Below are 24,814 nucleotides of genomic sequence, written 5' to 3'. Positions count from 1 at the left end.
GTCATCTAACGACCGTTCGGGTCCGGGGATGCCCGATTCCGCCCGCCCTAGTAGGGTCGGTGGCCGCGTGATGGCTGACGGCCGCGCCCCGGCCTCCCGGCCCTTGTGAGGGCCCATGCGTACGTGGCCTTCCCGGCCCCACCCGGGAAGGGCTCGTGGCATGCGCGCGCACGGGAACGCCCCGTGCGCGCAGGGCACCGGGATGCGGCTCCTGACGTCTCACGGGCAGCACGGCGGACCTCCGGGTCCGCACCCCCCCCCACAGACAAAGAGCCGCGCGTGCGCGGCCGCAGATCAGGAGCACCAGTGCAGGGCACCCCCCACATAGCCAGCACACCCCACGACGGGCGATGGTCGTCCGTACCCCCTGCCCGCGGGGAGCAGCGGGAGGCGGTGACGCCTCTTGTGCCCCCGGTGGAGCGGCGTGCCCAGGACGTCGCCGCACCCCGACTCCCCGTCTTCATCGACCAGTCGGGCTGGCGCAAGCGGACGCTGCAAGGCCTGGCGCTCGCCGTGGTCTGCGCCTGCCTCGGGTATCTGCTGCTCGTCGGCACGCTGATCAGCGGCCTCTGGCAGCCCGTCGGCACACAGCCGCCGAGCACGAACGGACCGGCGGCTTCCGGCCCGGACACCGGTAAGGCGCCGCACGGCAGATCCGCCCCGCCGGCCGGAGGCCTCGGGCAGTGATCCGGCGTTCCGCTGTCCGCCGCCCGCCGCGCGGACACTGGCTCGTCCTCCTGCTCGTCCTCCTGGTGGTCGCCGTCACCCTCCTCTTCGAGGGCTGGACGACCCACCAGGTCGACGCGGCGCGCACCAAGCCGCTGTGCACCCGGCCGATCCCGCGCGAGGCCGACGACGGCAAGCCGCTCCTGCGGTTCGGCCCGAACGGGGTCACCACCGCGGCCATGCCGCCGCGGACCGTCGCGCTCACCTTCGACGGCGGCCCCGACCCGGTGTGGACGCCGCGCCTCCTCGACCTGCTGCGCAGACACCACGCTCGGGCGACCTTCTTCGTGTACGGGAAGGACGCCGCCCGGCACCCGGAGCTGATGCGGCGGATTCTGTACGAGGGCCACGAGATCGGCTCGTACACCTACAGCGGCGGCGACCTCGGCGTCGCGTCGCCGCTGCGCGCGCGGCTCGAACTGTCGCTCACCCAGAACGCGCTCGCGGGCGCGGCCGGCATCAACACCACCCTGCTGAGGCTGCCGCACACCACGGCGGCCGACACGCTCTGCGGCCCGCAGTGGCCGGCCGCCAAGCGCGCGGCGGAACAGGGGTATCTCGTGGTCGCGTCGGACTACAAGGACCGCAAGCCGTGGCGGGGGCTCGTGTCGCAGCACAGCCAGACCGACCTCGGCTACCGCGAGGCCGAGGAACTCCTGCAGAACCGCGGCGTGAAGTGGTTCACCACGGTCAGCGGCGGCCTCGGCCGTCCCTCCTTCGTCAAGGAGGTCCCGGTCGCCGACGAGATCAAGGGCGACGGCCTGATCTGGTCGCAGCGGCTCGGGCACGCCTTCCTCACCGTGATGGTGTGGACGCTGACCCTCACGGGCGTGCTCGGCGTGCTGCGGATGCTCCTGTTCGCGGTGTTCGCCCGGATCCACGTACGCAGACTGCACCGGTACCGGCCCGGCGCGCCACGCCTGCGCGAGGTGCGGGACCCGGTGACGGTCCTGGTGCCCGCGTACAACGAAGAGGCGGGCATCGCCTCCACCGTGTACTCGCTGCTCGCCTCCACCCACCCGCAGTTCCAGATCATCGTGATCGACGACGGCTCGACCGACGCCACGGCCGACATCGCCGAGGAGATCGACGACCCGCGGGTGACGGTGATCCGGCAGCCCAACGGCGGCAAGCCGAGCGCCCTCAACACCGGCCTTGCGCACGCCCGGTACGACATCGTCGTCATGGTCGACGCGGACACCATCTTCGAACCCGAGGCCCTGGCCCGCCTCGTCCAGCCGCTCGCCCACCCGGCGGTCGGCGCGGTCAGCGGCAACACCAAGGTCGGCAACAGGAGCCGCCTGATGGGCAAATGGCAGCACCTGGAGTACGTACTCGGATTCAACCTGGACCGGCGGATGTTCGAGGTCCTGGAGTGCATGCCGACGGTGCCGGGGGCGATCGGCGCCTTCCGCAGGGACGCGCTGATGGGCGTCGGCGGTGTCAGCGACGAGACCCTGGCCGAGGACACCGACCTCACGATGGCGCTCTGGCGGGCAGGATGGCGCGTCGTGTACGAGGAGTCGGCGGTCGCCTGGACCGAAGTGCCCGGCACCGTTCGGCAGTTGTGGCGCCAGCGCTACCGCTGGTGCTACGGCACCCTCCAGTCGATGTGGAAGCACCGTCACGCCGTCAAGGAGGTCGGCCCCGCCGGACGCTTCGGGCGGCGCGTGTTCCTGTACGTCACGCTGTTCCAGATCGTCCTTCCGCTGTGCGCGCCGGTCGTGGACATGTTCGCCCTGTTCGGGGCGTTGTTCCGCGACCCGGTGGAGGCCGCGCTCGTCTGGTTCGGCTTCCTGTCCATCCAGTTGGTCACCGCCGCGTACGCGCTGCGGCTCGACCGCGAACGGCTGCGCGTGCTGTGGGTGCTTCCCCTCCAGCAGTTCGTCTACCGGCAGTTGATGTACCTGGTGGTCATCCACTCCGTGACCACGGCGCTGCTCGGCACCCGCCTGAAGTGGCACAGCATGAAGCGCGCAGGAACCGCCGATCCGTATCTGCTTCAAACGCCGCCCGAAGAGGAGCGGCGGAGCCTGCAAGGGAGTTGACCATGACAGACCCGCTTGCCACGCGTGAACGGTTCGCCGATCGCCCCAGCTCCCGCTACGGACCCCGGCGCGCCCACGCCCGGCAGCCGAAGGTGAAGCGCAGAAGGCTGCGCAGGGCGGTTCTCGTCCTGCTGGCCGTCGTGGTCGTCGCGGCGGGCGGCACATACGGCTGGGCCGAGACCCGGCTCAACCGTGACGTCGACCTCGGCGCGTACGGCGACCGTCCGGCGCCCGGCAAGGGCACCAATTACCTCATCGTGGGCTCGGACAGCCGCGACGGGCTCTCCGAGGACGACGTGCAGGACCTGCACGCCGGCGGGGGAGGAGGGAGGCGCACCGACTCGATGATGCTGCTGCACACCGGGGCCAACGGCACCAGCATGGTCAGCCTGCCGCGCGACTCCTGGGTCACCGTGCCCGGCCGCCTCGACACGTCGACGGGCAAGACGAAGCGCCCCGAGGGAGACAAGCTGAACGCCGCCTTCGCCTACGGCGGCCCTGAACTCCTTGTGCACACCGTCGAGCAGAACACCGGTCTGCGCATCGACCACTACGCGGAGATCGGCTTCGCCGGTTTCGTGAACATCGTCGACGCCATCGGCGGCGTACGGATGTGCCTTGACCGGAACATCAAGGACGAGAAATCGGGCGCCGATCTGCGCAAGGGCTGCCACACCCTGAACGGCAAGCAGGCGCTCGCGTTCGTCCGCCAGCGGCACCAGGAGAAGGAGGGCGATCTGGGCCGGTCGAAGAACCAGCAGAAGTTCCTGTCGACCCTCGCCCACCAGGCCGCACGCCCCGACACCCTCTTCGACCCGCTGGAGATGGGCCCGGCCATGCAGGCCGGACTCGACACGCTCATCGTCGACAAGGACATGAGCCTGCGCGATCTCACCAGGATGTTCCGCGCGGTGCAGAGCGTCACGGGCGGCCACGGCAAGCAGATCAACGTGCCGGTGTCCGGCATCGGCGTCCCCACCCCCAAGGGCAACGTACTGAAGTGGGACGCCAAGAGGTCGGCCCGCCTCTTCGCCGATCTGCGCCACGACCGCCCGGTGACGGAGACGGGCCGCCCGTGAACCCGGCCCGGCTCACACCAGTTCGGCCGCCGGTTGCGGTTCCGCCTGGCGCGGCAGCCGCACCGGCGCGGGCGTCGCGTCCCACAGCCTGGTGGTCCATACGTAGCCGTAGATCACGGAGGCCAGTGCCAGCAGGAGAAGCGGTCCGAACACCACCGGATACTTGGCCATCTCCACCGGCAGATAGCGATAGGCGACCAAGAGCGCGGCGAAGACCGTTGTGCCGTAGGCGACCAGCTGGATGCCCTGCCGGTCCCAGCCGCGGTCGAACGAGCGCAGCGCGGCCTCGACCGTGAGGACGAACACCACGCCGGCGATGAGATCCACGCCGTAGTGGTAGCCGAAGCCCAGCGTCGCGCCGAGCGTGGAGACGAGCCAGAACGTGCCCGCGTACCGCAGCAGGCGTGGACCCTTGCGGGAGTGAATGAAGATCGCGGTGGCCCACGCGGTGTGCAGGCTGGGCATGCAGTTGCGAGGGGTGATTCCGTCGTACGGCACCGGGTGCGGGATGCCGATCGGCGGCGGCGTGTGCGGCCACAGGTCGGCCACCGCCCACTGCAGGCCGCCGGTGCCTGAGGTCCCCGGGCCGTAGGTGAAGATCGGCCCGACCACCGGAAAGATCATGTAGACGGCAGGTCCGAGCAGGCCGATGACCAGAAAGGTGCGCACCAGATGATGGCGCGGGAAGCGCCCCTCGGCCGCCACGTTGCGCAGCTGGTACAGGGCGACGGCGACCGCGGCCACCGCGAGCTGGGCGTAGACCAGGTCGAGAATGTGGGTGCTGACGGGGCCGCTGGCCCTCAGGAGCCGCCCTGCCAGCCATGACGGGTCACCCAACGCGTGATCGGCGGTCGCCACATAAGGGTCGAGCACGGTCGGGCGGGTCTTCGCCGTGATGAGCAGCCAGGTGTCACCGGTCTTGCGGCCGGCCACCAGGAGCAGCCCGAGGCCGACGCCCTTCAGGAGCAGAATCCGCTCCCGGCCGGTGCGGCGCGTGACCGCGAAGACCGCACAGCCCAGCATCACCCACAGCGCGCCATTGCCGAAGGCCTGCCCCTCGGGCACCTCGGCGTCGACCGCCCACCGCACCACCACGAAGACGACGTCGATGCCGACGGCGGCACCCGCCGCGATGAACCGCTGCCGCCAGCCGAGCACGACCATCATCAACGCGAGACCGCCGTACAGCGGCCCCGGTTTGGGCGGGAACAGCACCTCCCGCACCTGATTGGTGATCGGCCCCGGCACGCCGCCGTAGCGACGCGCGGCGATCTCCAGCGCGACAAGGAATCCGAGGGCCACCACACCGGCCGTGGCCCACAGGATCACCCGTGGCCGACACCACGCGGCGAACTTGTTTCTGCGGTCTATTCGTGGAAACACCAGCGAAACTATATGTATCGGCCTGGCGTTCGTGCTCCCGAAGGTCTCCTCGAACAGCCCCGCAGTGGCAAGCACCGCGAGCGCCGCGGTCACCCCCCACAGCGGGCCGCGCCCCCTTCGTCCCGGCTTGACGGTGCCTCGTACCGGGGTGCACACTCACCGTAACGTAATCGAGCGTTCGTTTTTCTAGGAGCTGTCATGGCCTCTCCGGATTCAGCGTCCTTACGACGCCTGATGGTGGGCGTGGTACTTGTCCCCGTCATCGTGACCCTGGCCCTGTCCGCGTTCGCGTGGTCCTCTGCCCGACTGGCACCCCGCGACCTCCCGGTAGGCGTGGTGGCGCCCATGCCGGCGGCGGAAAAGCTGAAGAGCGGCCTCCAGCGCGGCGACGCCTTCGACGTGCACAGCTACGCCGGCGAGGGCGAGGCGCGCGAGGCGATCCGCGACCGGGACGTGTACGGAGCGTTCGTGGTGTCCCCGAAGGGCGTCACCACGTTGACCGCCACGGCGGCCAGCTCGCCCGTTGCCCAGGTCGTCACCAAGGCCGGTGACGCACTCGCCGGCCAGATCGCGGGCAAGGACGCCACGGCGCGGACCGTCGACGTGGTGGCGTCCGACCCGGACGACCCGAATGGCACGGGCTTCTCCTCATCGGTGCTGCCGCTGGTCCTCACCGGCGTGCTCAGCGCGATCCTGATCGTCATGCTCAGCAAGCCGGGCCTGACGCAGCTGGGCGGCCTGTTCACCGCTGCGGCGCTCGCGGGCGTGTGCGGTGGCCTCATCGTTCAGTCCTGGCTCGGCATCGTGGACGGCAACTGGGCGGTCAACGCATCGGTGATGGGCCTGACCGTGTTCGCCATCTCGGTGATGTCGGCAGGATCCGCCGCGCTGATCGGCCGGGCCGGCATGGTGTGCGTCTCGCTGCTCATGGTGTTCCTGGGCAACCCCTTCGCCGGCGTCTCGTCGGCCCCGGAGATGCTGCCCGAACCGGCGGGCTGGATCGGGCAGATGCTGCCTCCGGGCGCGGGCGGCAACCTGCTGCGGGGCACTGCCTTCTTCGACGGCGCGGCCAGTGCCGCACCGCTGACCGTGCTGCTCGTGTGGGCCGGGCTCGGCGTGACGGGTGTCCTGTTCGGCATCCGGCGGTCCGGCGCGGAGCCGGTGGGTGACGACGAGCCCACACCCTCGCGGGACGTCGAGTTCTCACGCGGGTCGGCCGGCTGACGCCCGGGGGCGTCCGGCGACCGCGCTCATTGCCCTGCACGGCACGACGGGGCACCGGGACGGGCTGGGTACTACTCGGGGTGGCCCTGATCTGGTCGGCGGGGTCTATTCCCCCAACCCGTGAGTTTCAGGAGTGCGGCATCGAAGCGGCACTGGGGTCAGCTCTGACGGTGTTTCCGATGAACATGTGCAGGCTGCTCCGGAAGGCCTCGGGGTCGGGGTCATCGAGAAGCGCCATCTGGATCACATAGCCGTGCAGAGCGCCGATCAGTACGCGCGCGATGCCGTCGGCAGAGACATCGCTCGGCAGCAGCCCGCGCTCCTGACGCTGGACGACGGCACGGCTCACGAGTTGACGCACACCGTGGAAGGTCGTGTTGAAGAACGCGGCGAGTTCGGGGGAGCGCACCCCTTCCCCCCACACCGTCAGGATGAGCCGGGCGATGTCCTGCGTGTCCGAAAGACGGCGGATGACGCCGAGCATCTCGTCGAGCGCCTCATCCAGTGGACGTGCGGTCTCACCCCCCAGCGCCGCGTCGAAGGAGCTGGTCAGCTCACCGAGCGCGTCGGTGGCAATCGCCATGATGATGTCGTCCTTGCCCTGGAAGTAGCGGTAGACGGCACCGGCGGACAGGTCGGCTTCGCGCAGGATGTCCTGCATCGAGGTGGCGTGAAAGCCGTTGCTGATGAAGCAGTGGCGGGCCGCGTCGAGGATCTGGCGACGGCGGGCGTCGAGGTGTGACTGGGATACGCGAGGCATGCACCGATGGTAGAACGGATACTCGTTTCACAGCTGCCTCGCGCAAAATAAAACGAACATTCAGCTTGTCGTCTGGCGGCTCGCGCGGGCAGTGGCCCTAAGGTCGTGCACTTCCACCCATAACGACATCTGCTCACAGCCAGTGACCACCGCATCGAACTGGCCGAATGATTCCGCGTCCGGAAGGCCGTCACCGGGACGCCCATGCACGCCTGAACCTGCCCATCCCGCAATCAACTCACCCATTTCGCCGACAAGTTGACGTGACCCTTCCATCGGGTAGCGGTGGCCCTGGTGCGGCGGGCGGTATCTGCGCCGTACGGCTGGTCTGGCGCGTGTTCAGCCGGTCCGGTGACGGATGGCGACGCTCGCCTGCCGCATGGCCGAAACCTGCATCTGAGCAACCAGACAATCTTGGGATTCTCTGGTCATGCGCCTCTCCAGGCACTTAAGTACCTGTCAGGCACTCGACCCACACCCCTGTCCCACACCCCTGTCCTTTGCGCGACCGTGCCACCCCGTCCCAACTGCCCAGAGGGTCCTTCTGCCTATGCCCGCCAGTGCACACCGTTCGGTGTCGTGCTCACACCAACCGGCGAGGGTCACCAGGTCTCGCCGGCGCCGTCCGAACCGGACGGTCACCGCGTGAAGGCGCACAGACCGTCAGGACGCCGCGCGCAGGAGTGCCGGCCGGTCGGCCGAGGGGTGCGCTGATGGAGAGTTCGAACCCGGCAGGCCGGGCGAACCCGGTCGGCCGAGACACCGACCTCTATGCGGCAGTGCAGGACATTCAGGCGGGTTACTGGATGCAGATGCGGCAGGTCCTTGCCCGAACGGGCAACTGGCCGCAGTGGACATCCCGTACACAAGTGCTTGGGGTTGTCGCAGCTCAGGCCAACGTCGTGGAGTTATGGCTGAAGGAGGAACCGGAGAGCGTCGCTGCCCGGGTGATGTACGCCAGAGTCGCCACCGAACGGGTGCTGCAGGCCCACCGAAGGGACTGGGCGCGTGACTACCGGCGGGCAGGGGACCTGGAGAAACTGGTGGCCCGGGCCCGGGAGGCGTGCCGCAAGGCGGGCGACGGGAATCCCGACGACTCGGTGCCCTGGATCTGTCGCCTGGCCCTGGCCGAAACGGACGTGACAGGACGCTACCCCGAGCATCACGTGGCTCCGCCTCCCCATGAGTATCTGCTGCCCGGCGGGCCATGGGGCCTGCTGGGGGAGGTGCACCGACGGGATCCGTTCAACCGCGAGGCATGGCATCGCATGTCCCAGGCGCTCCAGGCCCGCCCGGGTCCTGCGGGCCGCCAGGCAGTCGCGACGGATTTCGCCCGCTGGTCGGTCTCCTTCGCGCCGCCCGACTCGCCACTGCTTCTGCTGCCCCTTTACGCCCGTGTGCAGGAGCACCGGGAGCGACGGGACAGGGGCGCCGAGGTCATGCTGAACCTCCTGTGGACCAGGGAGGACACCACCCGGGCCGTCACGCAGGCATTCGAGGGCTGGTTCCAGAAGGGCGATCCGGCCACCAGTTCCCAGCTGGATCTCAACTACCTCGCATACGCCCTGGCGAGGGGCGGCTTCGCCCAGTGGGCCACCGAAGTCTTCGACGCCATCGGCGACTTCGCCACTCCCGCCCCGTGGCAGTATGACGCCCGGTACCCCGAGGGCCAGTGGCGGAAGGCATTCGAGGAGGACCGCGACGCCTGCCTGAGATCCCACCCGCGGCGTACAGGAGAACACCCATGATGGAGAACCCATGACTTCGGTAAGAACACCGCGCCGGCAGCCGAACCCGGTCGACGACGACGGGGAGGACGCGCGCATCCTCCAGTCGCTGGGCTACACCCAGCAACTGCACCGCCGGATGGGAGCGTTCGGCAATTTCTCGGCCTCCCTGTCGGTCATCTCGATCATGTCGGGGACCCTGCTCCTGTTCGGCTTCGGCCTGAACTCGGGAGGCCCCTCGGTGATCGTGTGGGGATGGCTCGCCGTCGGGCCGCTGGTGTTGTGCCTGGCCGCGGCCCTGGCGGAGATCACCTCCCGCTACCCCACCAGCGGCGGCCTGTACTACATGGCCCGCCAGCTCGGAGGCGAGCGGTGGAGCTGGTACACCGGCTGGCTCAACCTCCTGGGCCTGCTGGGCGGAATCGCCGCCCAGGACTACGGCATCGCGACGTTCACGGCCGCGTGGATGAACCTGCAGTTCGGTTACACGCCGACCCCGGAATCCCTGCTGCTTCTGTACGGGATCATCCTCGCGCTGCACGCGGTCCTGAACCTCTTCGGCACCCGGCTGATGAACATCCTGACGTCCGTGAGCGCTTGGTGGCACCTGGCGGGGGCCGTCGTCATCGTCGGCGCCCTGGCGTTCGTGCCCTCCGACCACCAGTCGGCCGGCTTCGTCTTCACCGAGTTCACCAACAACACGGGCTGGAGTGCCCCGGCCTACGTGATCCTCCTTGGCATGCTCCTTCCGGTCTTCGCCCTGGCCGGCTACGACACCTCGGCCCACCTGAGCGAGGAGACCAACCATGCCTCCGTCGCGGCGGCCCGCGGAGTCTTCCGCTCGGTGGCGGTGTCCTGGATCGCCGGCGGCATCCTGCTGCTCACACTGCTGTTCGCCATCCAGGACTACACCGCGACCCTGTCAGGACCGACCGGCGTACCCGTGGCGCAGATCCTTCTGGACGCGCTGGGCGAGGCGGCGGCAAAGGCCCTGCTGCTTGTGATCATCGTGGCCCAGTTCCTGTGCGGCTACACCGTGACCGCCAGCGCCAGCCGGATGATCTACGCCTTCGCCCGGGACGGTGCCCTGCCCGGATCGGGGCGCTGGAAGAAGGTCAGCCGCCGCACCGCCATCCCCGCCAACGCGGTCTGGCTCGCGGTCGCCGTGGCCTTCGTGCTCGCGCTGCCGTCCTTGTATTCCACAGCGGCGTTCTCGGCGGTGACCGCCATCTCGGTCGTGGGATTCACCTCGGCCTACGCCATCCCGGTACTGCTGCGACTGATCCACCGCGACCGATTCACTCCGGGGCCCTGGCACTTGGGCCGCTGGAGCCGGCCGATCGGCTGGGTGGCGGTGGTGTGGGCGGCCGGGGTCACGGTGCTGTTCCTGCTCCCGCAGAGCAGCCCGATCACCGCCAAGTCCTTCAACTACACCCCCGTCGCCGTAGTGGTGGCCTTCCTCATAGCCGCCCTGTGGCGGCGCTTCGGACGCGACTCCTACCACGTGCCCCGCTCCGGTTCCTCCACCGAGGACAAGCAGTTCGAAGGCATCATCTGATGACGGCGACACCGCGTGCCGCATGTGCAGTTCCTCAACAACCCATGGGAGTACGGTGACCGGCCTCACGGAGTCCATCGAATCGGCACAGCAGCTCGCCGTGGCCTGGCGTGCCCTGGTGCTCGACCGCGACGCGGACGCGGATGTGCGCGACCTCCCCGGCATCGCCGTCCGCTGGGCCGACTGCCGGTTCTCGTTCTACAACTGCATCGTTCTGACCGACGTAGGAGCAGGAGCCGATCTCGTAGCACAACGCCTGAGCCAGGCGGCGGACATCATGCGCGCGAAGAAGCACCCGGGCTTCCTGTGGCTCTTCGAGGACCTCCTCGACGACGAGGCGCGCACCGCGCTGGCCACGGCGCCCGAGCAGGCCGGCCTGCAGTACGCCTTCCCCGGCACGGGAATGGCCGGAGACCTGCTGCCCGTCCCCGACCCGGTCCACCCCGACCTGACGTTCGTGCGGGTGCGCACCGACGAGCACCTGCGGGCCTACGCGGACCTCCAAGCACGCGCCTACGGCTTCCCCTTGGAGGAAGGCCGCGACGGCCTGCTCGGATCCACGCACTGGAAGAGCAAGATGTACGCCTACCTGGCCATGCGAGGCGACGTTCCGGTGGCGTGCGCCGCGACGGTCGAAGCGGAAGGCCGCCTCTTCGTCGCCTATGTCGCCACCGACCCGCAGTGGCAGCGCAAGGGCTATGGCGAGGCGGTCACGCGCAAGGCGCTGCACGAGGGCGCCCGAGCCACCGGCCTGACCCGCGCCACTTTGCACGCGACCGTCGCCGGGGCCCCCGTATACCCGCGTATCGGTTTCAAGCCGAACTCACCCATCCACTTCTACAACCTGAAGGAGTGAGCGGTCGCAGCCATAGCCAGTCCCGCCGTTTGAAGATGAATCTGACTTGGCGATTGCGCGCCCTGCCCTTCCGCCTACGGACGGTCCTATGATCGTTACTCCGCGTACGAGGGGGCTGGGTATGGCGGCAGGAGGGTCGGCGTCGCGGCGGGCGCAGGAGGCGCGGCGGCAGGAGCGGCAGCTGCGGGAACAGTGGCAGGCCGCTCGTCGGCAGGCGCGTCAATGGGAAGCGGCGAGCGAGGGCGAACGCCGGGTCGCAGCCCAGCTGTTGGTGCTCACGGAGCGCGGTTGGCGGCTGCTCGTGGATCGGCGGTGGCCGGGGACGCGTACCGCCAATGTGGACATGCTCCTGGTGGGCCCCGGTGGCGTGTTCGTCGTCGACGTCAAGAACTGGCGGTCCGCACCGGAGACTTCGGGCGGCAAGCTCAGCGCCGGAGGCGAGCCGCGCGACGAGCACGCGGCGAAGCTGTTGGCGGTGACGAAGGCCGCCGAGGGAGCGGTCGCGTCTCTCGGCCTGTCTCCGGTGGCAGTTCAGCCGCTCATGGTCTTCGCGGGCCGGCGGGTCGACGCCGAACTCGGCAGGATCCGGCTTCTGGGCGAGCACGAAGTCGGCCCCGCGCTTCTGGCGGAGCGCGGCAGGCTGCGTACGGAATCGGTCCGCGCGATCGCCGACCATCTGGAGCGTGTCTTCCCCGACTACGAGGGATCGCGGGTCGGGCAGCAGGCGCAGTCCGTCCCGGCACGTCCTCAACAGACCGAATCCGACGGCCTCTTCGACCTGTCCGGCCTGCGGGACGCGGCCCTGGAGGAGGCGTTACGGGCCCCCATCGAGCAGTGGATGACGTTCCTCCACCCCGACCAGGTCGCGCTGGTTCGCCGCAACTGGTCGGGCCCGGCACGCATCAGCGGTCCGGCGGGAACGGGGAAGACGGTGGTCGGCCTGCACCGCGCGGCGCACCTCGCCCGACGTACGAGCGGCCGGATCCTGTACGTGACGTTCGCCAACAATCTCCCACGGGTGCAGAGCACCTTCCTCAAGACCATGTCCCCGGCCGTCGCGGACCGGGTGGACTTCCGCAGCCTGCACTCCTGGGCGCACGAGTTCCTGCAGGAACGCGGAGTTCAGGTACGGCTGCACGGCGACAAGGCCGAGACCGCCTTCAGCCTCGCCTGGAAGCGCATCGGCCGTGACAGTCGGCTCGCCGAGATAGACCCGGCCCCGCCCTACTGGCGCGACGAGATCGCCTACGTCATCAAGGGCCGCGGCATCACCACCTACGAGGACTATGCGGCCGTGCCCCGGCGCCGCCGTAGGACGATGCTGCGTCAGCCGCATCGCCAGGCGGTGTGGGCGCTGTACGAGGAGTACGAGTCCCTGCGCGTCGAGCGCGGCGTGCACGACTTCAATGACGTCCTGTCCCTCGCTCTGGCGGAGGCGAAGCGGCGCACGGACGGGCCGCGTTATGCGGCGGTGATCGTGGACGAGGTCCAGGACCTCACCCTCGTCGGGGTACGCCTCCTGCACGCCTTGGTCGGCGACGCCCCCAACGGGCTGTTGCTGGTCGGCGATGGCCAACAGGCCGTCTACCCGGGCGGGTTCCGCCTCACCGACGCAGGCATCGACATCCGCGGCGACCGCGGACAAGTGCTGCGCACCAACTACCGCAACAGCAAGCAGATCCTCGACTCAGCCCTCGCGGTCGTCGCCGACGATTCCTTCGACGACATCGACGGCCTGCGCACACCCGGCCGCCGGGACGTCGACCTGACGTACCACGACGGGCAGGTGGTCCGCGTCACGAAGCCGACGGTGGCCGAACACGACCAGACGCTTCTGGACGCCTTGCGAGCCCTGCCCAACGGAGCGCGCGCCGACGCCGCCGTACTGTGCCCGTCCATGCGAGCCATCGGCCACTACCAGCGGCTGCTCACCCAGGCGGAGATCCCGGTGTGCTTGCTGGAGCACTACGACGGACGCCCCGTCGACGCGGTCAAGCTGGGGACGTATCGCAGGGCCAAGGGCCTGGAGTTCAAGTGCGTGTACCTGCCGCAGCACGATGCCGCCCTGCCGAACGGGACACCGCCCGGCGGTCCAGGCGCCCCAGAGGCATCCGAAACAGCACGCGAACGCGCAGAGCTGTTGCGCAGCCAGCTGTTCGTGGCAATGACCAGGGCCAGGGACGTGCTGTGGCTGGGAAGCGTGGACCGGTAGCCGCCGCGATGTCCGCCAGAGCAGAGCGATCACGGCCAGACTTCCAACTGTCTTGGCTGGGCCAGCCAGGAATGCGAGCGCGACCGATCGCCGCACGTTGCGTACGTCCTCTGTGGAGATCCGGAACCCCAGCGCCTTTGTAGAAGGCGAAGCATGTAGCCACCTGGGCACCGGCGGGAGCGGGGGCGCCGTGCTCGGGCGGCAGCGGAACGGCCGACGGCGGTTCACCGCCGTGCTGCTCCGGTTCGAGAGAGGCGTGCGCCAGTCAGGCGCGCTCCAGGTTCCATTCCCCGGGTCAGTGCCGTCCGTTCGACAGCCCACGATCGGCAGGTACCCACCCCCCAGGCAGGGGGGTGAACCCCCCTGATCCGCGGACGAGGCGAGAGAGCCGACATGATCCCGTTGCCGCCTCTTTGCGGTCTCTTTCTTGAGGCGCCGTACTGCCGCAACCAAGATCAAGTTCTGGTCCCGGCAGCCGCCTGGACCGGAACTTCGAGGAGGAGACAACGTGCAGATCAAGGCGTCCCGACGTACCCGGATCGCCGGTGTCGGCGCGATCACCGCGGCCGCTGTGCTGACCACGCTCGCCCCCACGGCTCTCGCGGCGGAGCCCGCTCACCGCGACGGCGGCGAGAGCAGGGCGGCCGAAGGCGGCGCGTACAACGACCAGGAAATCGTCGGGCTCTTCGCGCTCGGCAGCGGCCGCGCCGCGCAGGAACACCCGGACGTGCTCGACAAGTTCGGCATACCGCACCAGAAGGTGGACGCGGCGAAGACGGCCGCCTTCACGGGCGCGCTGGGCAAGGCCGACCCGCAGTTCCACAAGGCCGTCACCGAGAACGTGCAGAGCGGCGACCCGTACAAGGTCGACGCCGCGCTCACCCGCCTCGCGGCCGACGTGAACAAGGTGACCGACAAGAAGTCGCTCCCCGACGGCGTCGCGCGCGGCTCCTTCTGGGTCAAGACGGACAACGTCGTTCTCCAGACCGGCACGGTGGCCACCACGGTGGCGGCCGTCGCCGAGGTCGGCGTGGTCGTGGTGGTTGCCTACCGGCCCGCCGACGACACCTCGCAGTTCACCCGTGAGGCGCTGAACGTCGCGGTGGCCAAGGCTCTGTAAACGTCGCGGTGGGCAAGGCGCGTTGAGCGCCGATGCTCCGTGAACACCGTGTGTGGGGTGCCGCCTTCCCCGGCGGGCGGCACCCCATACGTCCGAGGAAAAATACATGAGAGACACGTCCCAGGCCGTACAGCGAGAGCGCCGGGCCTTCGTCACGGCCGCCGCCGCGCTGTTCGCCGTCCTGGCCGCCTCCATCTACTTCGCCATGCCGCGCAATGTGACCACGCAGCCATGGATGCCCCCTGTGAAGACCGCCTTCTCCGCGTTCGTTCCGCAGGGTTGGGCCTTCTTCACCAAGGACCCGCAGAGCGAGCAGTTCGGCGCCTACCGGCCGCACGGCGGCGGAGCGCGGCCACAGAACCTCTCGCTGACCCCACAGGGCAAGGCCGAGAACCTCTTCGGCCTCTCGCGGCGGCAGCGCGCCCAAGGTCCCGAGGAGGCGCTGCTCGCCTCCAAAGTGCATCACTGGGAGACCTGCGAGGGCTCCAACGACGACTGTCTGCGCACGGCCGCGGCCCGGCCCGCCGCAGCGGTGACCAATCCCTCGCCCGTTCCCTCGCTCTGCGGAGACGTCATCGTGACCAACCAGCGGCCCGTGCCCTGGGCCTACCGCGACTTGCTGTCCGACACCTCGCGCGTGACCCGCGCGGCGCACCTGCGGATCCGGTGCGATGACTGAGACGGCGAAGATCGACAGGAACAAGTCGATGACCGACAGGAACAAGAAGGTGGCCGCGCGAGCGACGGCAACCTCGCCCGGGAGCCTTCCCTACGCCGTGGACCACGCGCTGCGACGCTTCGACCCACGGTCGGTGTGGTTCGGCTGGGGCCGCACGATCATCGCCCTGGCGCATCTGATCACGCTGGCGCTCACGCCGTCCGCCGCGCTGCTCCACCCCCTTCTCGGTGAGCAGCCCTACCCGCACTGCGCGGGCGTGCAGGCCATCTCCACGTACTGCGTGGGCGGTGACGCGGTCTCCCAGGAGTGGCGTCGCTGGATCATGGTCGCACTGCTCGCCCTGGTCGCCAGCGGATACCGGCCCCGCTGGACAGTGTGGATCCACGCCTGGATCGCGTACTCGATTGGCGTCAGCACCGCGTTGCCCGACGGTGGTGAGGCCATCGCGCGGATCGTCTGCCTGCTCCTGATCCTCATGGGCCTGGCCGACGACCGGCGTTGGCACTGGCAGCGGCCGACCACCGTGCTCGGGCCGCGCCGCCGAGGGGTGGCGTTCGCCGCCTTCTGGGCCCTGCGCGTACAACTGGTGATCCTCTATCTGCAGTCCGGCATCAGCAAGTTCGGCGTCCCGGACTGGCTGAACGGTTCGGCCGAGTACTACGTGCTGCGCGACCCGGTCTTCGGTGTCGCCAAGCCCTTCGCGGCACCCCTGTTGAACATGTCCGGAAATGGGCTGCTGGTCAGCGCGATGACCTGGGGTGCGATCATCATTGAGGTGGTGATCGCCGCGTTGCTGATCGGTCCGGAGCGTTGGCGGAAGCTGGCCTTCCAGATGGATGTTCTGCTGCACGGCGCCATCATCGCGACCATCGGCCTGTGGAGTTTCAGCCTGATCATGATCGGTGCTGCCGCGGTCGCCGCGACGCCGGATCGCGTGGAACTCGCGGACCCCGTACCGCAGGACGGGCGAAAGACCTCGGTCGCGGAAGAGCCCGAAGACCTCGATGAGGCAGATGAGGCAGACGAGGCCGGCGGAACTGGTGAAGCCGGGAAAGCCAGTGAAGCCGGCAGAGAACCGACGTATACCCCCCACCTCGGCTGAAGGAGAAACACATGGCTGCGGACACCATCATCGCGTGCGGCAAGGACCACGTCTTCTGGGGAAGCTGGGTCCACGGAGCCTCAGTGACCACCATCCGGCTCGGCCCGCGCCGGCTGGGCATGTGCAAGGCGGGTCGGCATCTGTCGCTGCTCCGTCGTGTCGACGAGAGCGAGTTGACGGCCGAGCAGCGCGGCACCCTCTTCGACGCGCCGTGACGGGGGTACGCCTCGACGGGGTCGTCGCCGGTTACCGCGGACGCCCGGTCATCGGCCCCATCGACACGGAACTCGCCCCTGGGGTGCATGTCCTGCTCGGGCGCAACGGCGCCGGGAAGACCACGCTCATGCGGGTCCTGGCCGGTGTCCTGCCGCCGCTCGCGGGGCGGGTTCTCCTCGGTGGCACCGACCTGGCCACCCACCGTGAGGCGAAGCGCGCGATCGGCGTGCTGACCCACCGCGCCGCGCTCAGCCCGCAGTTGAGCGTGCGGGACAACCTGGAGTTCTGGGCCCGGGTGCAGGGCCTGGACAGGGCGCTGCACACCGAGCGGATACGGGACGCGGCCGCGCGGTTCGACATCGAAGGGCTGCTCGGCCGGCGTACAGCCCGGCTCAGCAGGGGCCAGCTCCAACGGGCCGACCTGGCCAGGCTCACCCTGACCGACCCGGACGTCCTGCTGCTCGACGAGCCCATGACGGGGCTCGACCCGGTCAGTGCCGAGCACACCCGCGCACTCGTACGTTCCTGGGGCGCGCACAAGACCGTCCTCTACTCCACGCACAGTGTGCCCGAGGCGATGACGCTCGCCTCACACCTGCTGGTCCTCAAGGGCGGGGCGCTCCACGGACTGCCCGCGGCGGGAGAAACGGAACAGGCCGCGTCGCCGTCTGCGTACGACCTGCGCACCTCGCGCGGCGGCGGAGCCTGGGAGCGGGCCGAGCTCGGGCAGGACACGACGATCGGTGAGCACATCGCCGGGCTCGTCGCCGGAGGTGTCGAGGTCACCGACGTACGCCCCGTCTCCGAAGGCCGCGTTTGCGTGGACACCGTCTCCGCAGGTGCCGCCGACATCACGGAACCCGGCACTGAGACCGCCACGCGAACTGCCATTGAAACCGCCATCCACCAACTCCTGGACGATTCCTCATGACCACTGGCGGACTCCTCGGCGCCCTGCTCGTCCGCACCTGGCGCCACCAGGGCCGCCAGGCCCTGCTCGTCCCCGCGGCCGCCGGTACGGGCCTCGTCGCCCTGCTGCTCGTGCTGCCGCACATATTCCCCGACGCGGTCCACGGAGAACTCGTCGCCGCCGACAACGGCCTGGTCGCCGTGGCCGGTCTGCACTCCGCCACCGCCCGCGCGCTGAGCACCGCACTGCTCGCCGCGCCCACCCTGCTCGGGGTGGCCGCCGCGCTGATCACGGGGGCGGTCAGCCGCGCCGTCGTCTCAGGGGACCTGGCGGGCGGCTCCATGGAGGCGCTGCTCGCCACACCGGTCCGTCTGCGCTCCGTGTACCTCGCCTACACCGCGTGCGCGCTGATCACCGGGGTGCTGTCCTGGCTCGTCCTCGTACTCAGTTTCACCGGACTCGCCTGGGCCGCCCTCACGCTCGGCGGCAGCAGTGTTCATCTCAGCGCCGGATACCTGCTGTTGGGGCTGCTCGTCCCGGCCGCCTCCGTGCTGTGGGCCGCGTCCGCCACCGTGTTCGTCGGTTTTCGCTGGCCCGCGGGGCTGCGGCCGACCGCGGGGATCGGCGGAGGGCTCGCGCGGGCGATCGCCCTTTTCCCAGCCTTGGGGGCGACGACGGCCGCCAGCCTGGCGCCGGACGCGTATACGACGATGACGGGCTGGTACGTGAGCGGCACCGTGGTGCTGACGGCCGTGCTGCTCGTGCTGATGCCGCTGGTCTTCCGGGCGGAGCGGGTCCTGGAATAACGGGCCCTGGAACAGCGGGTTTTGGAATGGTTGGGCCTGGAATGGGCTGATCATCCCGGTTCGCACTCGTCCGGCTTGCACAAGGCAGGACGAGAATCCCATGATGGACACTTGATCAACAGGGGGACAACGGGGACAACGGGGGCGACGAGGACAGTGGCGAACAGACGGGCGGATCGGCCTGACGACGTCATCGACGTCGTGATCGTCGATGACGAGGAACTTTTTCGTACGGGATTGCGCATGGTCCTGGAGACGGCCGGGGACGTACGCGTGGTCGAGGCGTGCGAGGCGGACGGCGTGCTCAAGGCCGTGGCCGCGCACTCCCCCGACGTGGTGCTGCTCGACATCCGGATGCCCCAACGTGACGGCCTCGCGGTGCTCGAGGACCTCAAGGGACGCATTCCGACGCCGGCCGTGGTCATGTTGACCTCCTTCAGTGCCGACGCGTACGTGGTGCGCGCGCTGCGCGCCGGGGCGGACGGCTTCCTGCTCAAGGACAGCGATCCGGACGACCTGATCCGCGCCGTGCGCGCGGCAGCGGTGGGAGGTGTAGTGCTCTCCCCCTCCATCGCCGCGGCGGTCGTGGAGGGGTACGCCTCCACGCTCGACGCCCGGACACCTCCCGGCCCCGATGCCTTGGAACGCGACCTGCCGGGACACGACACGTCCCGTGCCGCGCAGCGAACCGCATCAGGTGAACTGCGGGAGCGTCTGGCCCGGCTCACCGCCCGGGAGCACGAGGTGCTCGCGCTGCTCGGCAACGGCCTGTCCAACCCGGAGATCGCCGAACGGCTGGCCATCACTCCCGGTACGGCCAAGGAGCACGTCAGCGCCACGCTCGCCAAGCTCGGCACGGACAACCGCGTACGAGCCGCAGTCATCGCCTATCAGGCCGGTCTCGTCGGCGGGTCTCGGCCGGCTCCGGGACGCGACGGCGGACTGCCGACGCCGGAACCGGCCCGATGATTCCGGCCAAGCCTCGGCTCCCACCGTTCGCGCGCCGCTGCGCGACTGAGGCCGCCGTACTGCTCCTCGCGGGCACCGACCTGCTGGTGGAACTCCTCGAAGGCGAGAAGGAGCAGCCGGGCCCGTACGGCCTGGTGCTGACCGTGCTCGCCCTGGCCGCCCTGCCGTGGCGGCGGCGTCGGCCAGTGCTCGTGCTCGTCCTGACGCTGCCCGCGCTCCCGGCGGGCATGCAACTCGCCTCCCTGGTGGCCCTGGTCGCAGCGGCACGAGTACTACCCCTCGTGGCGGCGTCGCTGTGCGCGGTGGTGGTGTCCGTCGCCGAACTCCTTGACTCTCTGCTGTGGCGCGTCGGATCGCCGCACGCGTCCGGTGACGTGCTCCAGGCGTTGGTGTACTGCACGGTGTTCGGGGCGGCACCGGCGGCGCTCGGGCAGTTGCTGCGCTCCCGGGCCCGCGTGGCCGAACAGGTCCTTGCCCTGCGGCAGAGCCACGAGCGTGCCCTGAGGAGTGAGCGCGCCGCCGTCGAGGAGGGCGCACGGGCCGCGCTCGCACGCGAGATGCACGACGTGGTGGGGCACGAGATGAGCCTGATCTCGGTCAGGGCGGCGGCGCTGGCCCGGCGGGCCCCGGACGCGGACACCCGTCAGGAGGCCGAACTGATCCGCACGGTGAGCCTGCGTGCCCTGGACGAGATGCGGCACCTGGTCAGGGCGCTGCGGGAACAGCACCCTGAGGAGGCGAGCGTGCCCCTCGGCTCCCGCCTGGCCGACATCCCCGCCCTCGTCGAGCGCAGCGGACTCACGGTGCAGCCCCTGACCATCGCCCCGGGGGACGGGGTGTACTGGCCCGCCACAGTGGAGCTCGCCGCCTACCGCACCGTGCAGGAGGCACTGACCAACGTACTGAGGCACGGCGACGTCGGCGCCCCGGTCGCGCTGCGCGTGGAGTCCGTGGACGGCGACACCTGCCTGGTCGTCGAGGCCCGCAGCGCGCTGGCCCCGGGAGCCACCGGTGAAGCCGCGCCCGAGACCACCGGAGGAGCCGCCTCCGAGACGAGCGGCGGCCACGGCCTCACCGGTCTGCGCGAACGCGCCCGCATCCTGGACGGTGCACTCGCCGCGGGCCCGACGCCGGACGGCTCCTTCCTGCTCCGGGCCGCGTTCCCGGCTCCGGGGCACGGGCTCATGGGGCCGGAGAGACGGCGGCTGACGGCACCGCGGACAGCAGCCACCCATCGGCCTTGAGGGCTCAGAGCGTGGCGGCTGGTGCTGACGGGCGGCGCGCTATCAGGATCGGGGCTGGCTATCCAGCCGAACTTCGGGGCGGAGATCTCGCTGTCGGAAGGTGAAGCAGCCGGGAAAATGGGCGTTCCCAGCGGGCGACAAAATGAAGGCGCTGGGCGGCTGTCCAGGTCGGATGATCCGTGGTGGTACACGTCCATGCGTGACGCGAGGGACACAGCCATCGGGCGGGCAGGCGCACAGGCGCCGGTCCTCGAACTCGGAGCGTTCTGACCTGCGGAGGGCAGGGGCGGATGTGGCTTCGGAACCATGCCGCACGCCAGTGAACGCAACCCGAACTGCAACCACGGAGCGCCCTGTTCTGGCTGTTCAGGGGGCTTTGCGGACCCATTTCGGCTGCGTGGCTGGGACGGTGTCGCGGCTCTTGGCTCGGGGCGGCGAAGGCAGCACCTTGTGCACGTAGGTTGGCAAGGGTTGGTGATCAGTATGTGCCGGAGGGTGTTTATGCGTGCGATGCGGTTCGAGCGGTTCGGTGGTCCGGAAGTCCTGGTGGAGGCTGATGTGCCGGACCCGGTGGCGGGGGTGGGCGAGACCCTCGTGGAGGTGGAGGCCGCGGGGGTCAACTTCGGTGACATCAAGCAGATCGCCGGCGAGCACACCGACGGTCCGTACGCGCCGAAGGGGCCGCTGCCGCATGTCCCCGGCATGGAGGTCGTCGGGCGGGCCGCGGATGGACGGCGGGTTCTCGGCTACGTGGCGCAGGGTGGTTACGCCGCGAAGACGGTGGTCACCGACCGCGACCTGGTCGCCTTACCGGAAGGTGTGGGCGCGGGCGAGGCGCTGGCTTTGCTCATACAGGGGCTGACGGCGTGGCATCTGCTGCGTTCGGTCGCGCGGACAAGGGCCGGGGAGAGCGTCGTGGTGCATGCCGGCGCGGGCGGGACGGGCAGTCTCGTCGTGCAGCTGGCCCGAGAGTTCGGGGCGGGACGGATCATCGCCACGGCATCGTCCGACGAGAAGCGCGCCGCGGCCCTCGAACTCGGCGCGGACGCGGCGATCGACGGTGATGCGGAGGGCTACCGGGAGCGGGTCCTCGACGCCAATCACGGGCGCCCGGTCGACATCATTCTGGACGCCGTCGGCGGCCCCGTCCTCGACTCCGCCCTGGACGCACTCGGGTATCTCGGCCGGCTGGTGACCTACGGCGCCTCGTCCCGGCAGACAGCCTCCGCGATTGCGCCGAGCCGACTCGCGGTGGACAGCATCACCGTCGCCGGTTTCTGGCTCATCCCGCTCATCGCCCGGGACGGGGCCGGTGGTGCGGCGCTGGAGGAGTTGCTCGACCTCACGGCGCGGCGTCGCCTGCGGCCGCTGGTCGGCGCAGAGTACGACCTCGCGCGGGCCCGCGATGCGCATGAGGACATGCTCGGCCGCCGCACGAAGGGAAAGCTGGTCCTTCGCCCTTGACGCTTCCGTCCTCGACGCTGGATCCGTGGATCCGTGCCATAGCTGAACGGGTTCTGGCTGGTGGGCGGACCGATGACTGCCTGCCGGTCCGAGCATGGCACCTCAGCGGTTCTACGGCAGGTCGACGTCAGGTCGGTCCTGTGGCCCAGGGGCGGGCGGCCAGGGGTTGGCGAGCTGTGTGTCGGGAGGAGTCCGTGGTTCGGGGCCGGCGCCGTCAGCCCCGGCGGCGCGGCAGGCGTCGAGGAGAGGGGCCAGACGGCGTGCGGGAGTGGCGGGGTGGACGGCCAGGAAGGTTTCGGCGGTCAGGCCGGGCGGGGCGAAAGGGCGGAATGCGGCGCGGCCGGTCTGCAGGAACCGTGCCTGGGCGGCGTAGAAGACGGTCCAGCTCGGCTTGCCGGTCGCGATGGCGGCGAGGGTGTCCTGGTCGGTGGTGAAGGCGGGGCCGAGGACGGGTTCGAACCCGGCGTTCCGGCATGCCTCGATGACCAGGTCGACGAGTTGCGGGTTGGTCTCGCGGGGGACGATGCGCAGCGGGAGGCGGGCGAGGTCGGCGAGGGGCACCGTGGTGCGGGCGGCCAGAGGGTGGGCGGCGGGGAGCGCTGCCACGAGGGGGTCCTGCCAGACCGGGATGAGGTCCAGGCCGGGGCTGTGCGTCAGTCCGCGTACGAAGGCCGCGTCCAGTTCGCCGTCGCGTACGGCCTGCAGCCGGGCGGTGGATGCGGCACTCACCAGTTCCACGGTCAGTTTCGGGGAGCGGTCCGCGAGGGTCGTGAGGACGTGTTCGAGGCGCGCTCCGAGACCGACGCTGGTGCCGACGCGCAGCACTGTGGCCGCCATGGTCCGCAGGCCGTCCAAAGCGTGGAGTGCCGCTTGCTCGGAGGCCAGGATGGTGCGGGCGTGCGGCAGGAAGGCGGCGCCGGCGGCGGTGAGGGTGACCTGGCGTGTGGTGCGGTCGAACAGGTCAAGGCCGAGTTCGCGTTCAAGACGCCGGATCTGCTGGCTGACGGTCGGCTGAACGATGTGCATCCGCGCGGCGGCCCGGCCGAAGTGCAGTTCTTCGGCGACCGCCACGAAGTAGCGGACCTGACGCAGTTCCATTCCACCCCTGCCCCGGATTCATCACGGTTCTTGATCAGTGTACGAGCGGACTGCGTCTTGGTCGGGACGCGTCACCGCGGTGAACTGGCCCTGCTCAACACCGCGGCCAAACGGAGCGGTGCGGACGAGAGAGGGGCATGACGATGCCGTACGCCAAGACGAACGGGATCCGGCTGTACTACACGGACGGCGGGACCGGAGTGCCGGTGCTGTTCCTGCACGGTTGGGGCACCAGCGGCCGGGTCTGGGACGCGCAGGTCGCCGATCTGGCCGCCGACCACCGGGTGGTGACTGTGGACTGGCGGGGTTGCGGCCGAACCGACCATCCGGCCGCCGGGAACACCATCGCCGCCAACGCCGCCGACGTTCTGGGGCTGATGGACGTACTGGCTCTGGACCGGCCCCTGCTGGTGGGCAACTCGATGGGGGCGGCCATCGCTCTGGAGGCGGCACTCCAGTCGCCGGAGCGGGTGGCCGGCGTGGTGTCGATCGACGGGCCCGGCTACTGGCCGAGCCAGGGCATGTCCGACACCCTGCCCTCGCTGGTGACGGCGCTCTCCGTCGATCGCGCCGCGACTCTGGCCGATTGGGTACCGCAGTGGTTCGGCCCGGCGGCGGATCCGGACCTGGCGCGGCAGACGGTGCGACGGATCCTTCAATCCGGCCCGTTCATCGACGAGTTGCTCGCCGACCTCGCGGTCTACGACCCGCGCGAGACACTCGGCCGGCTGATGGTGCCCGCGGTCTTCGCACACGGCCGACTCGATTCCCAGGTCCCCCTGGAGGTCTCCCGGACGCTGGCCGAGCTGGCCCCGTACGGCGAGTTCCACGTGATCGAAGAGGCGGGACACATGCCGCATCAGGAACAGCCCGCCGTGGTCAACTCCCTGATCCGCGCCGTGCTCGCCCGCCTGGCCACCGAAGCGGCCCCGTCCGCCTGACTGCTGCACGGGGCGCAGACCGGCTCCCACGCAGCCGGACGGAAATTGAGGAAGCCATGGATTTCCCCGCATGTGCGGCACGTGATGCCGTCGCACTCGCACTCGCACTCGCACTTGCCGAGGACGGGGCCCAGGATGACGGGGCCCAGGATGACGTCACCACCCGCTGGAGTGTGCCCGCGGGACTGCCCGCGAAGGCCGAGATCACGGCCAAGCAGCCCGGAGTGATCAGCGGGCTGTCCATCGTTTCCGAGGTCCTGATCACCGGGGAACGCGCCGTACTCAACTTCCTGCAACGCATATGCGGCATAGCCACGTTGACGAAGCAGTACGTCGACCTGGTAGCCGACCTGGGTGTGAAAGTCCTCGACACCCGCAAGACGGCCCCCGGGCTGCGTGCTCTCGACAAGCACGCCGTCGCTTCCGGGGGCGGCAGCAGCCACCGGCTCGATCTGTCGGCCATGGTGCTGGACCTGAGCATGCTGCTGACCGGGACGACCCGCGCGTGAAGGATCCGTCCCCGACAGAGCCTGGCCCCGTAGCGGAAGCGGACATCACTGTCGACGGCACCGGACTGCTCTGCGTAACGCTCCTCATACGACTACGGGCCGCAATCGCCCAAGCCAAGCCGAATGCCGTCGTACATGTCATCGCGACCGACCCGGCTGCTCCGCTCGACTTGCCGGCCTGGT

General features: G+C 69.8%; 22 protein-coding genes and 1 pseudogene. 20 read left to right on the top strand and 3 right to left on the bottom strand.

The genetic code is table 11. The features are described from left to right. Window positions 1-306: 306 nt before the first annotated feature. The 3 genes from AB0G47_RS07255 to AB0G47_RS07245 are packed head-to-tail and all read left to right on the top strand — an operon-like array spanning window position 307 to window position 3,853. On the top strand, window positions 307-687 hold the full coding sequence (locus tag AB0G47_RS07255; protein ID WP_360764961.1) for a hypothetical protein: 381 nt from the start codon (window positions 307-309) through the stop codon (window positions 685-687). After that, window positions 684-2,774, top strand: a complete 2,091-nt coding sequence (locus tag AB0G47_RS07250; RefSeq protein ID WP_360764958.1) for a bifunctional polysaccharide deacetylase/glycosyltransferase family 2 protein — start codon at window positions 684-686, stop codon at window positions 2,772-2,774. The genes AB0G47_RS07255 and AB0G47_RS07250 overlap by 4 nt, the downstream gene beginning before the upstream one ends. A gap of 2 nt (window positions 2,775-2,776) precedes the next feature. Further along, the gene (locus AB0G47_RS07245) at window positions 2,777-3,853 is read left to right on the top strand and encodes an LCP family protein (protein ID WP_360764955.1); all 1,077 of its coding nucleotides are present in this window, start codon (window positions 2,777-2,779) and stop codon (window positions 3,851-3,853) included. Window positions 3,854-3,865: 12 nt separating this feature from the next. On the opposite strand, the gene AB0G47_RS07240 is transcribed toward AB0G47_RS07245, so the two are convergent. Beyond that, complete coding sequence (locus AB0G47_RS07240) at window positions 3,866-5,179, bottom strand: phosphatase PAP2 family protein (RefSeq protein ID WP_360765160.1); 1,314 nt, start codon at window positions 5,177-5,179, stop codon at window positions 3,866-3,868. A 255-nt stretch (window positions 5,180-5,434) separates the two neighbouring features. Between AB0G47_RS07240 and AB0G47_RS07235 the strand changes: the two genes are divergently transcribed. Next, the gene (locus tag AB0G47_RS07235) at window positions 5,435-6,460 is read left to right on the top strand and encodes an ABC transporter permease (RefSeq protein WP_360764953.1); all 1,026 of its coding nucleotides are present in this window, start codon (window positions 5,435-5,437) and stop codon (window positions 6,458-6,460) included. A gap of 127 nt (window positions 6,461-6,587) precedes the next feature. On the opposite strand, the gene AB0G47_RS07230 is transcribed toward AB0G47_RS07235, so the two are convergent. Beyond that, window positions 6,588-7,220 carry a TetR/AcrR family transcriptional regulator gene (locus AB0G47_RS07230; RefSeq protein WP_360764950.1) on the bottom strand — a complete coding sequence of 211 codons (633 nt, stop codon included), beginning with the start codon at window positions 7,218-7,220 and terminating at the stop codon, window positions 6,588-6,590. A gap of 713 nt (window positions 7,221-7,933) precedes the next feature. Between AB0G47_RS07230 and AB0G47_RS07225 the strand changes: the two genes are divergently transcribed. From AB0G47_RS07225 to AB0G47_RS07165, 13 genes are all read left to right on the top strand, one after another. After that, the gene (locus AB0G47_RS07225) at window positions 7,934-8,968 is read left to right on the top strand and encodes a hypothetical protein (protein ID WP_360764947.1); all 1,035 of its coding nucleotides are present in this window, start codon (window positions 7,934-7,936) and stop codon (window positions 8,966-8,968) included. 10 nt (window positions 8,969-8,978) lie between these two features. Continuing rightward, a complete protein-coding gene (locus AB0G47_RS07220) occupies window positions 8,979-10,505 on the top strand; it encodes an amino acid permease (protein WP_360764944.1) in 1,527 nt (508 codons plus the stop codon). A 55-nt stretch (window positions 10,506-10,560) separates the two neighbouring features. Next, complete coding sequence (locus tag AB0G47_RS07215; protein ID WP_360764942.1) at window positions 10,561-11,361, top strand: GNAT family N-acetyltransferase; 801 nt, start codon at window positions 10,561-10,563, stop codon at window positions 11,359-11,361. A 121-nt stretch (window positions 11,362-11,482) separates the two neighbouring features. Beyond that, window positions 11,483-13,573 (top strand): UvrD-helicase domain-containing protein, encoded by a 2,091-nt coding sequence (locus AB0G47_RS07210; protein WP_360764939.1) that lies wholly within the window; start codon window positions 11,483-11,485, stop codon window positions 13,571-13,573. A 508-nt stretch (window positions 13,574-14,081) separates the two neighbouring features. Continuing rightward, window positions 14,082-14,693: a hypothetical protein gene (locus tag AB0G47_RS07205; RefSeq protein WP_360764936.1), complete on the top strand. Its 612-nt coding sequence runs from the start codon at window positions 14,082-14,084 to the stop codon at window positions 14,691-14,693. 106 nt (window positions 14,694-14,799) lie between these two features. Then, the gene (locus AB0G47_RS07200) at window positions 14,800-15,372 is read left to right on the top strand and encodes an SdpA family antimicrobial peptide system protein (RefSeq protein WP_360764933.1); all 573 of its coding nucleotides are present in this window, start codon (window positions 14,800-14,802) and stop codon (window positions 15,370-15,372) included. Beyond that, complete coding sequence (locus AB0G47_RS07195; RefSeq protein WP_360764930.1) at window positions 15,365-16,474, top strand: sporulation-delaying protein SdpB family protein; 1,110 nt, start codon at window positions 15,365-15,367, stop codon at window positions 16,472-16,474. The genes AB0G47_RS07200 and AB0G47_RS07195 overlap by 8 nt, the downstream gene beginning before the upstream one ends. 11 nt (window positions 16,475-16,485) lie before the next feature. After that, the gene (locus AB0G47_RS07190; RefSeq protein ID WP_266871763.1) at window positions 16,486-16,689 is read left to right on the top strand and encodes a hypothetical protein; all 204 of its coding nucleotides are present in this window, start codon (window positions 16,486-16,488) and stop codon (window positions 16,687-16,689) included. Then, a complete protein-coding gene (locus AB0G47_RS07185) occupies window positions 16,686-17,621 on the top strand; it encodes an ABC transporter ATP-binding protein (protein WP_360764927.1) in 936 nt (311 codons plus the stop codon). Before AB0G47_RS07190 ends, AB0G47_RS07185 begins: the two co-directional genes overlap by 4 nt. After that, window positions 17,618-18,406 (top strand): hypothetical protein, encoded by a 789-nt coding sequence (locus AB0G47_RS07180; protein WP_360764924.1) that lies wholly within the window; start codon window positions 17,618-17,620, stop codon window positions 18,404-18,406. The genes AB0G47_RS07185 and AB0G47_RS07180 overlap by 4 nt, the downstream gene beginning before the upstream one ends. 156 nt (window positions 18,407-18,562) lie before the next feature. Further along, a complete protein-coding gene (locus AB0G47_RS07175; protein ID WP_360764921.1) occupies window positions 18,563-19,375 on the top strand; it encodes a response regulator transcription factor in 813 nt (270 codons plus the stop codon). Then, window positions 19,372-20,619, top strand: coding sequence for a histidine kinase (locus AB0G47_RS07170; protein WP_360764918.1), 1,248 nt, complete (start codon window positions 19,372-19,374; stop codon window positions 20,617-20,619). Before AB0G47_RS07175 ends, AB0G47_RS07170 begins: the two co-directional genes overlap by 4 nt. Window positions 20,620-21,120: 501 nt before the next feature. Next, the gene (locus AB0G47_RS07165) at window positions 21,121-22,083 is read left to right on the top strand and encodes a zinc-binding dehydrogenase (protein ID WP_360764915.1); all 963 of its coding nucleotides are present in this window, start codon (window positions 21,121-21,123) and stop codon (window positions 22,081-22,083) included. Between the two features lie 111 nt (window positions 22,084-22,194). Here AB0G47_RS07165 and AB0G47_RS07160 read toward each other — a convergent pair whose 3' ends face one another. Further along, complete coding sequence (locus AB0G47_RS07160) at window positions 22,195-23,181, bottom strand: LysR substrate-binding domain-containing protein (RefSeq protein WP_360764913.1); 987 nt, start codon at window positions 23,179-23,181, stop codon at window positions 22,195-22,197. Window positions 23,182-23,318: 137 nt separating this feature from the next. Between AB0G47_RS07160 and AB0G47_RS07155 the strand changes: the two genes are divergently transcribed. From AB0G47_RS07155 to AB0G47_RS07145, 3 genes and pseudogenes are all read left to right on the top strand, one after another. Then, a complete protein-coding gene (locus AB0G47_RS07155; protein ID WP_360764910.1) occupies window positions 23,319-24,122 on the top strand; it encodes an alpha/beta hydrolase in 804 nt (267 codons plus the stop codon). A gap of 56 nt (window positions 24,123-24,178) precedes the next feature. Continuing rightward, window positions 24,179-24,631: a hypothetical protein gene (locus AB0G47_RS07150; protein WP_360764908.1), complete on the top strand. Its 453-nt coding sequence runs from the start codon at window positions 24,179-24,181 to the stop codon at window positions 24,629-24,631. Beyond that, window positions 24,628-24,789, top strand: a pseudogene (locus tag AB0G47_RS07145) (sulfurtransferase TusA family protein); the annotation flags it as partial. The gene AB0G47_RS07150 and the pseudogene AB0G47_RS07145, both read left to right, overlap by 4 nt. Window positions 24,790-24,814: the final 25 nt, after the last annotated feature.

Origin of the sequence: Streptomyces sp. NPDC021622, assembly GCF_040640795.1 — a bacterium.
GTDB lineage: Bacteria > Actinomycetota > Actinomycetes > Streptomycetales > Streptomycetaceae > Streptomyces.
This window is presented reverse-complemented; position numbering and strand designations above follow the sequence as displayed.

Coding starts and splice junctions, on each gene's coding strand:
- AB0G47_RS07245 (WP_360764955.1), top strand. CDS start 2,777: ATGACAGACCCGCTTGCCACGCGTGAACGGTTCGCCGATCGCCCCAGC.
- AB0G47_RS07235 (WP_360764953.1), top strand. CDS start 5,435: ATGGCCTCTCCGGATTCAGCGTCCTTACGACGCCTGATGGTGGGCGTG.
- AB0G47_RS07230 (WP_360764950.1), bottom strand. CDS start 7,220: ATGCCTCGCGTATCCCAGTCACACCTCGACGCCCGCCGTCGCCAGATC.
- AB0G47_RS07225 (WP_360764947.1), top strand. CDS start 7,934: ATGGAGAGTTCGAACCCGGCAGGCCGGGCGAACCCGGTCGGCCGAGAC.
- AB0G47_RS07220 (WP_360764944.1), top strand. CDS start 8,979: ATGACTTCGGTAAGAACACCGCGCCGGCAGCCGAACCCGGTCGACGAC.
- AB0G47_RS07210 (WP_360764939.1), top strand. CDS start 11,483: ATGGCGGCAGGAGGGTCGGCGTCGCGGCGGGCGCAGGAGGCGCGGCGG.
- AB0G47_RS07200 (WP_360764933.1), top strand. CDS start 14,800: ATGAGAGACACGTCCCAGGCCGTACAGCGAGAGCGCCGGGCCTTCGTC.
- AB0G47_RS07195 (WP_360764930.1), top strand. CDS start 15,365: ATGACTGAGACGGCGAAGATCGACAGGAACAAGTCGATGACCGACAGG.
- AB0G47_RS07190 (WP_266871763.1), top strand. CDS start 16,486: ATGGCTGCGGACACCATCATCGCGTGCGGCAAGGACCACGTCTTCTGG.
- AB0G47_RS07180 (WP_360764924.1), top strand. CDS start 17,618: ATGACCACTGGCGGACTCCTCGGCGCCCTGCTCGTCCGCACCTGGCGC.
- AB0G47_RS07170 (WP_360764918.1), top strand. CDS start 19,372: ATGATTCCGGCCAAGCCTCGGCTCCCACCGTTCGCGCGCCGCTGCGCG.
- AB0G47_RS07165 (WP_360764915.1), top strand. CDS start 21,121: ATGCGTGCGATGCGGTTCGAGCGGTTCGGTGGTCCGGAAGTCCTGGTG.
- AB0G47_RS07160 (WP_360764913.1), bottom strand. CDS start 23,181: ATGGAACTGCGTCAGGTCCGCTACTTCGTGGCGGTCGCCGAAGAACTG.
- AB0G47_RS07155 (WP_360764910.1), top strand. CDS start 23,319: ATGACGATGCCGTACGCCAAGACGAACGGGATCCGGCTGTACTACACG.
- AB0G47_RS07150 (WP_360764908.1), top strand. CDS start 24,179: ATGGATTTCCCCGCATGTGCGGCACGTGATGCCGTCGCACTCGCACTC.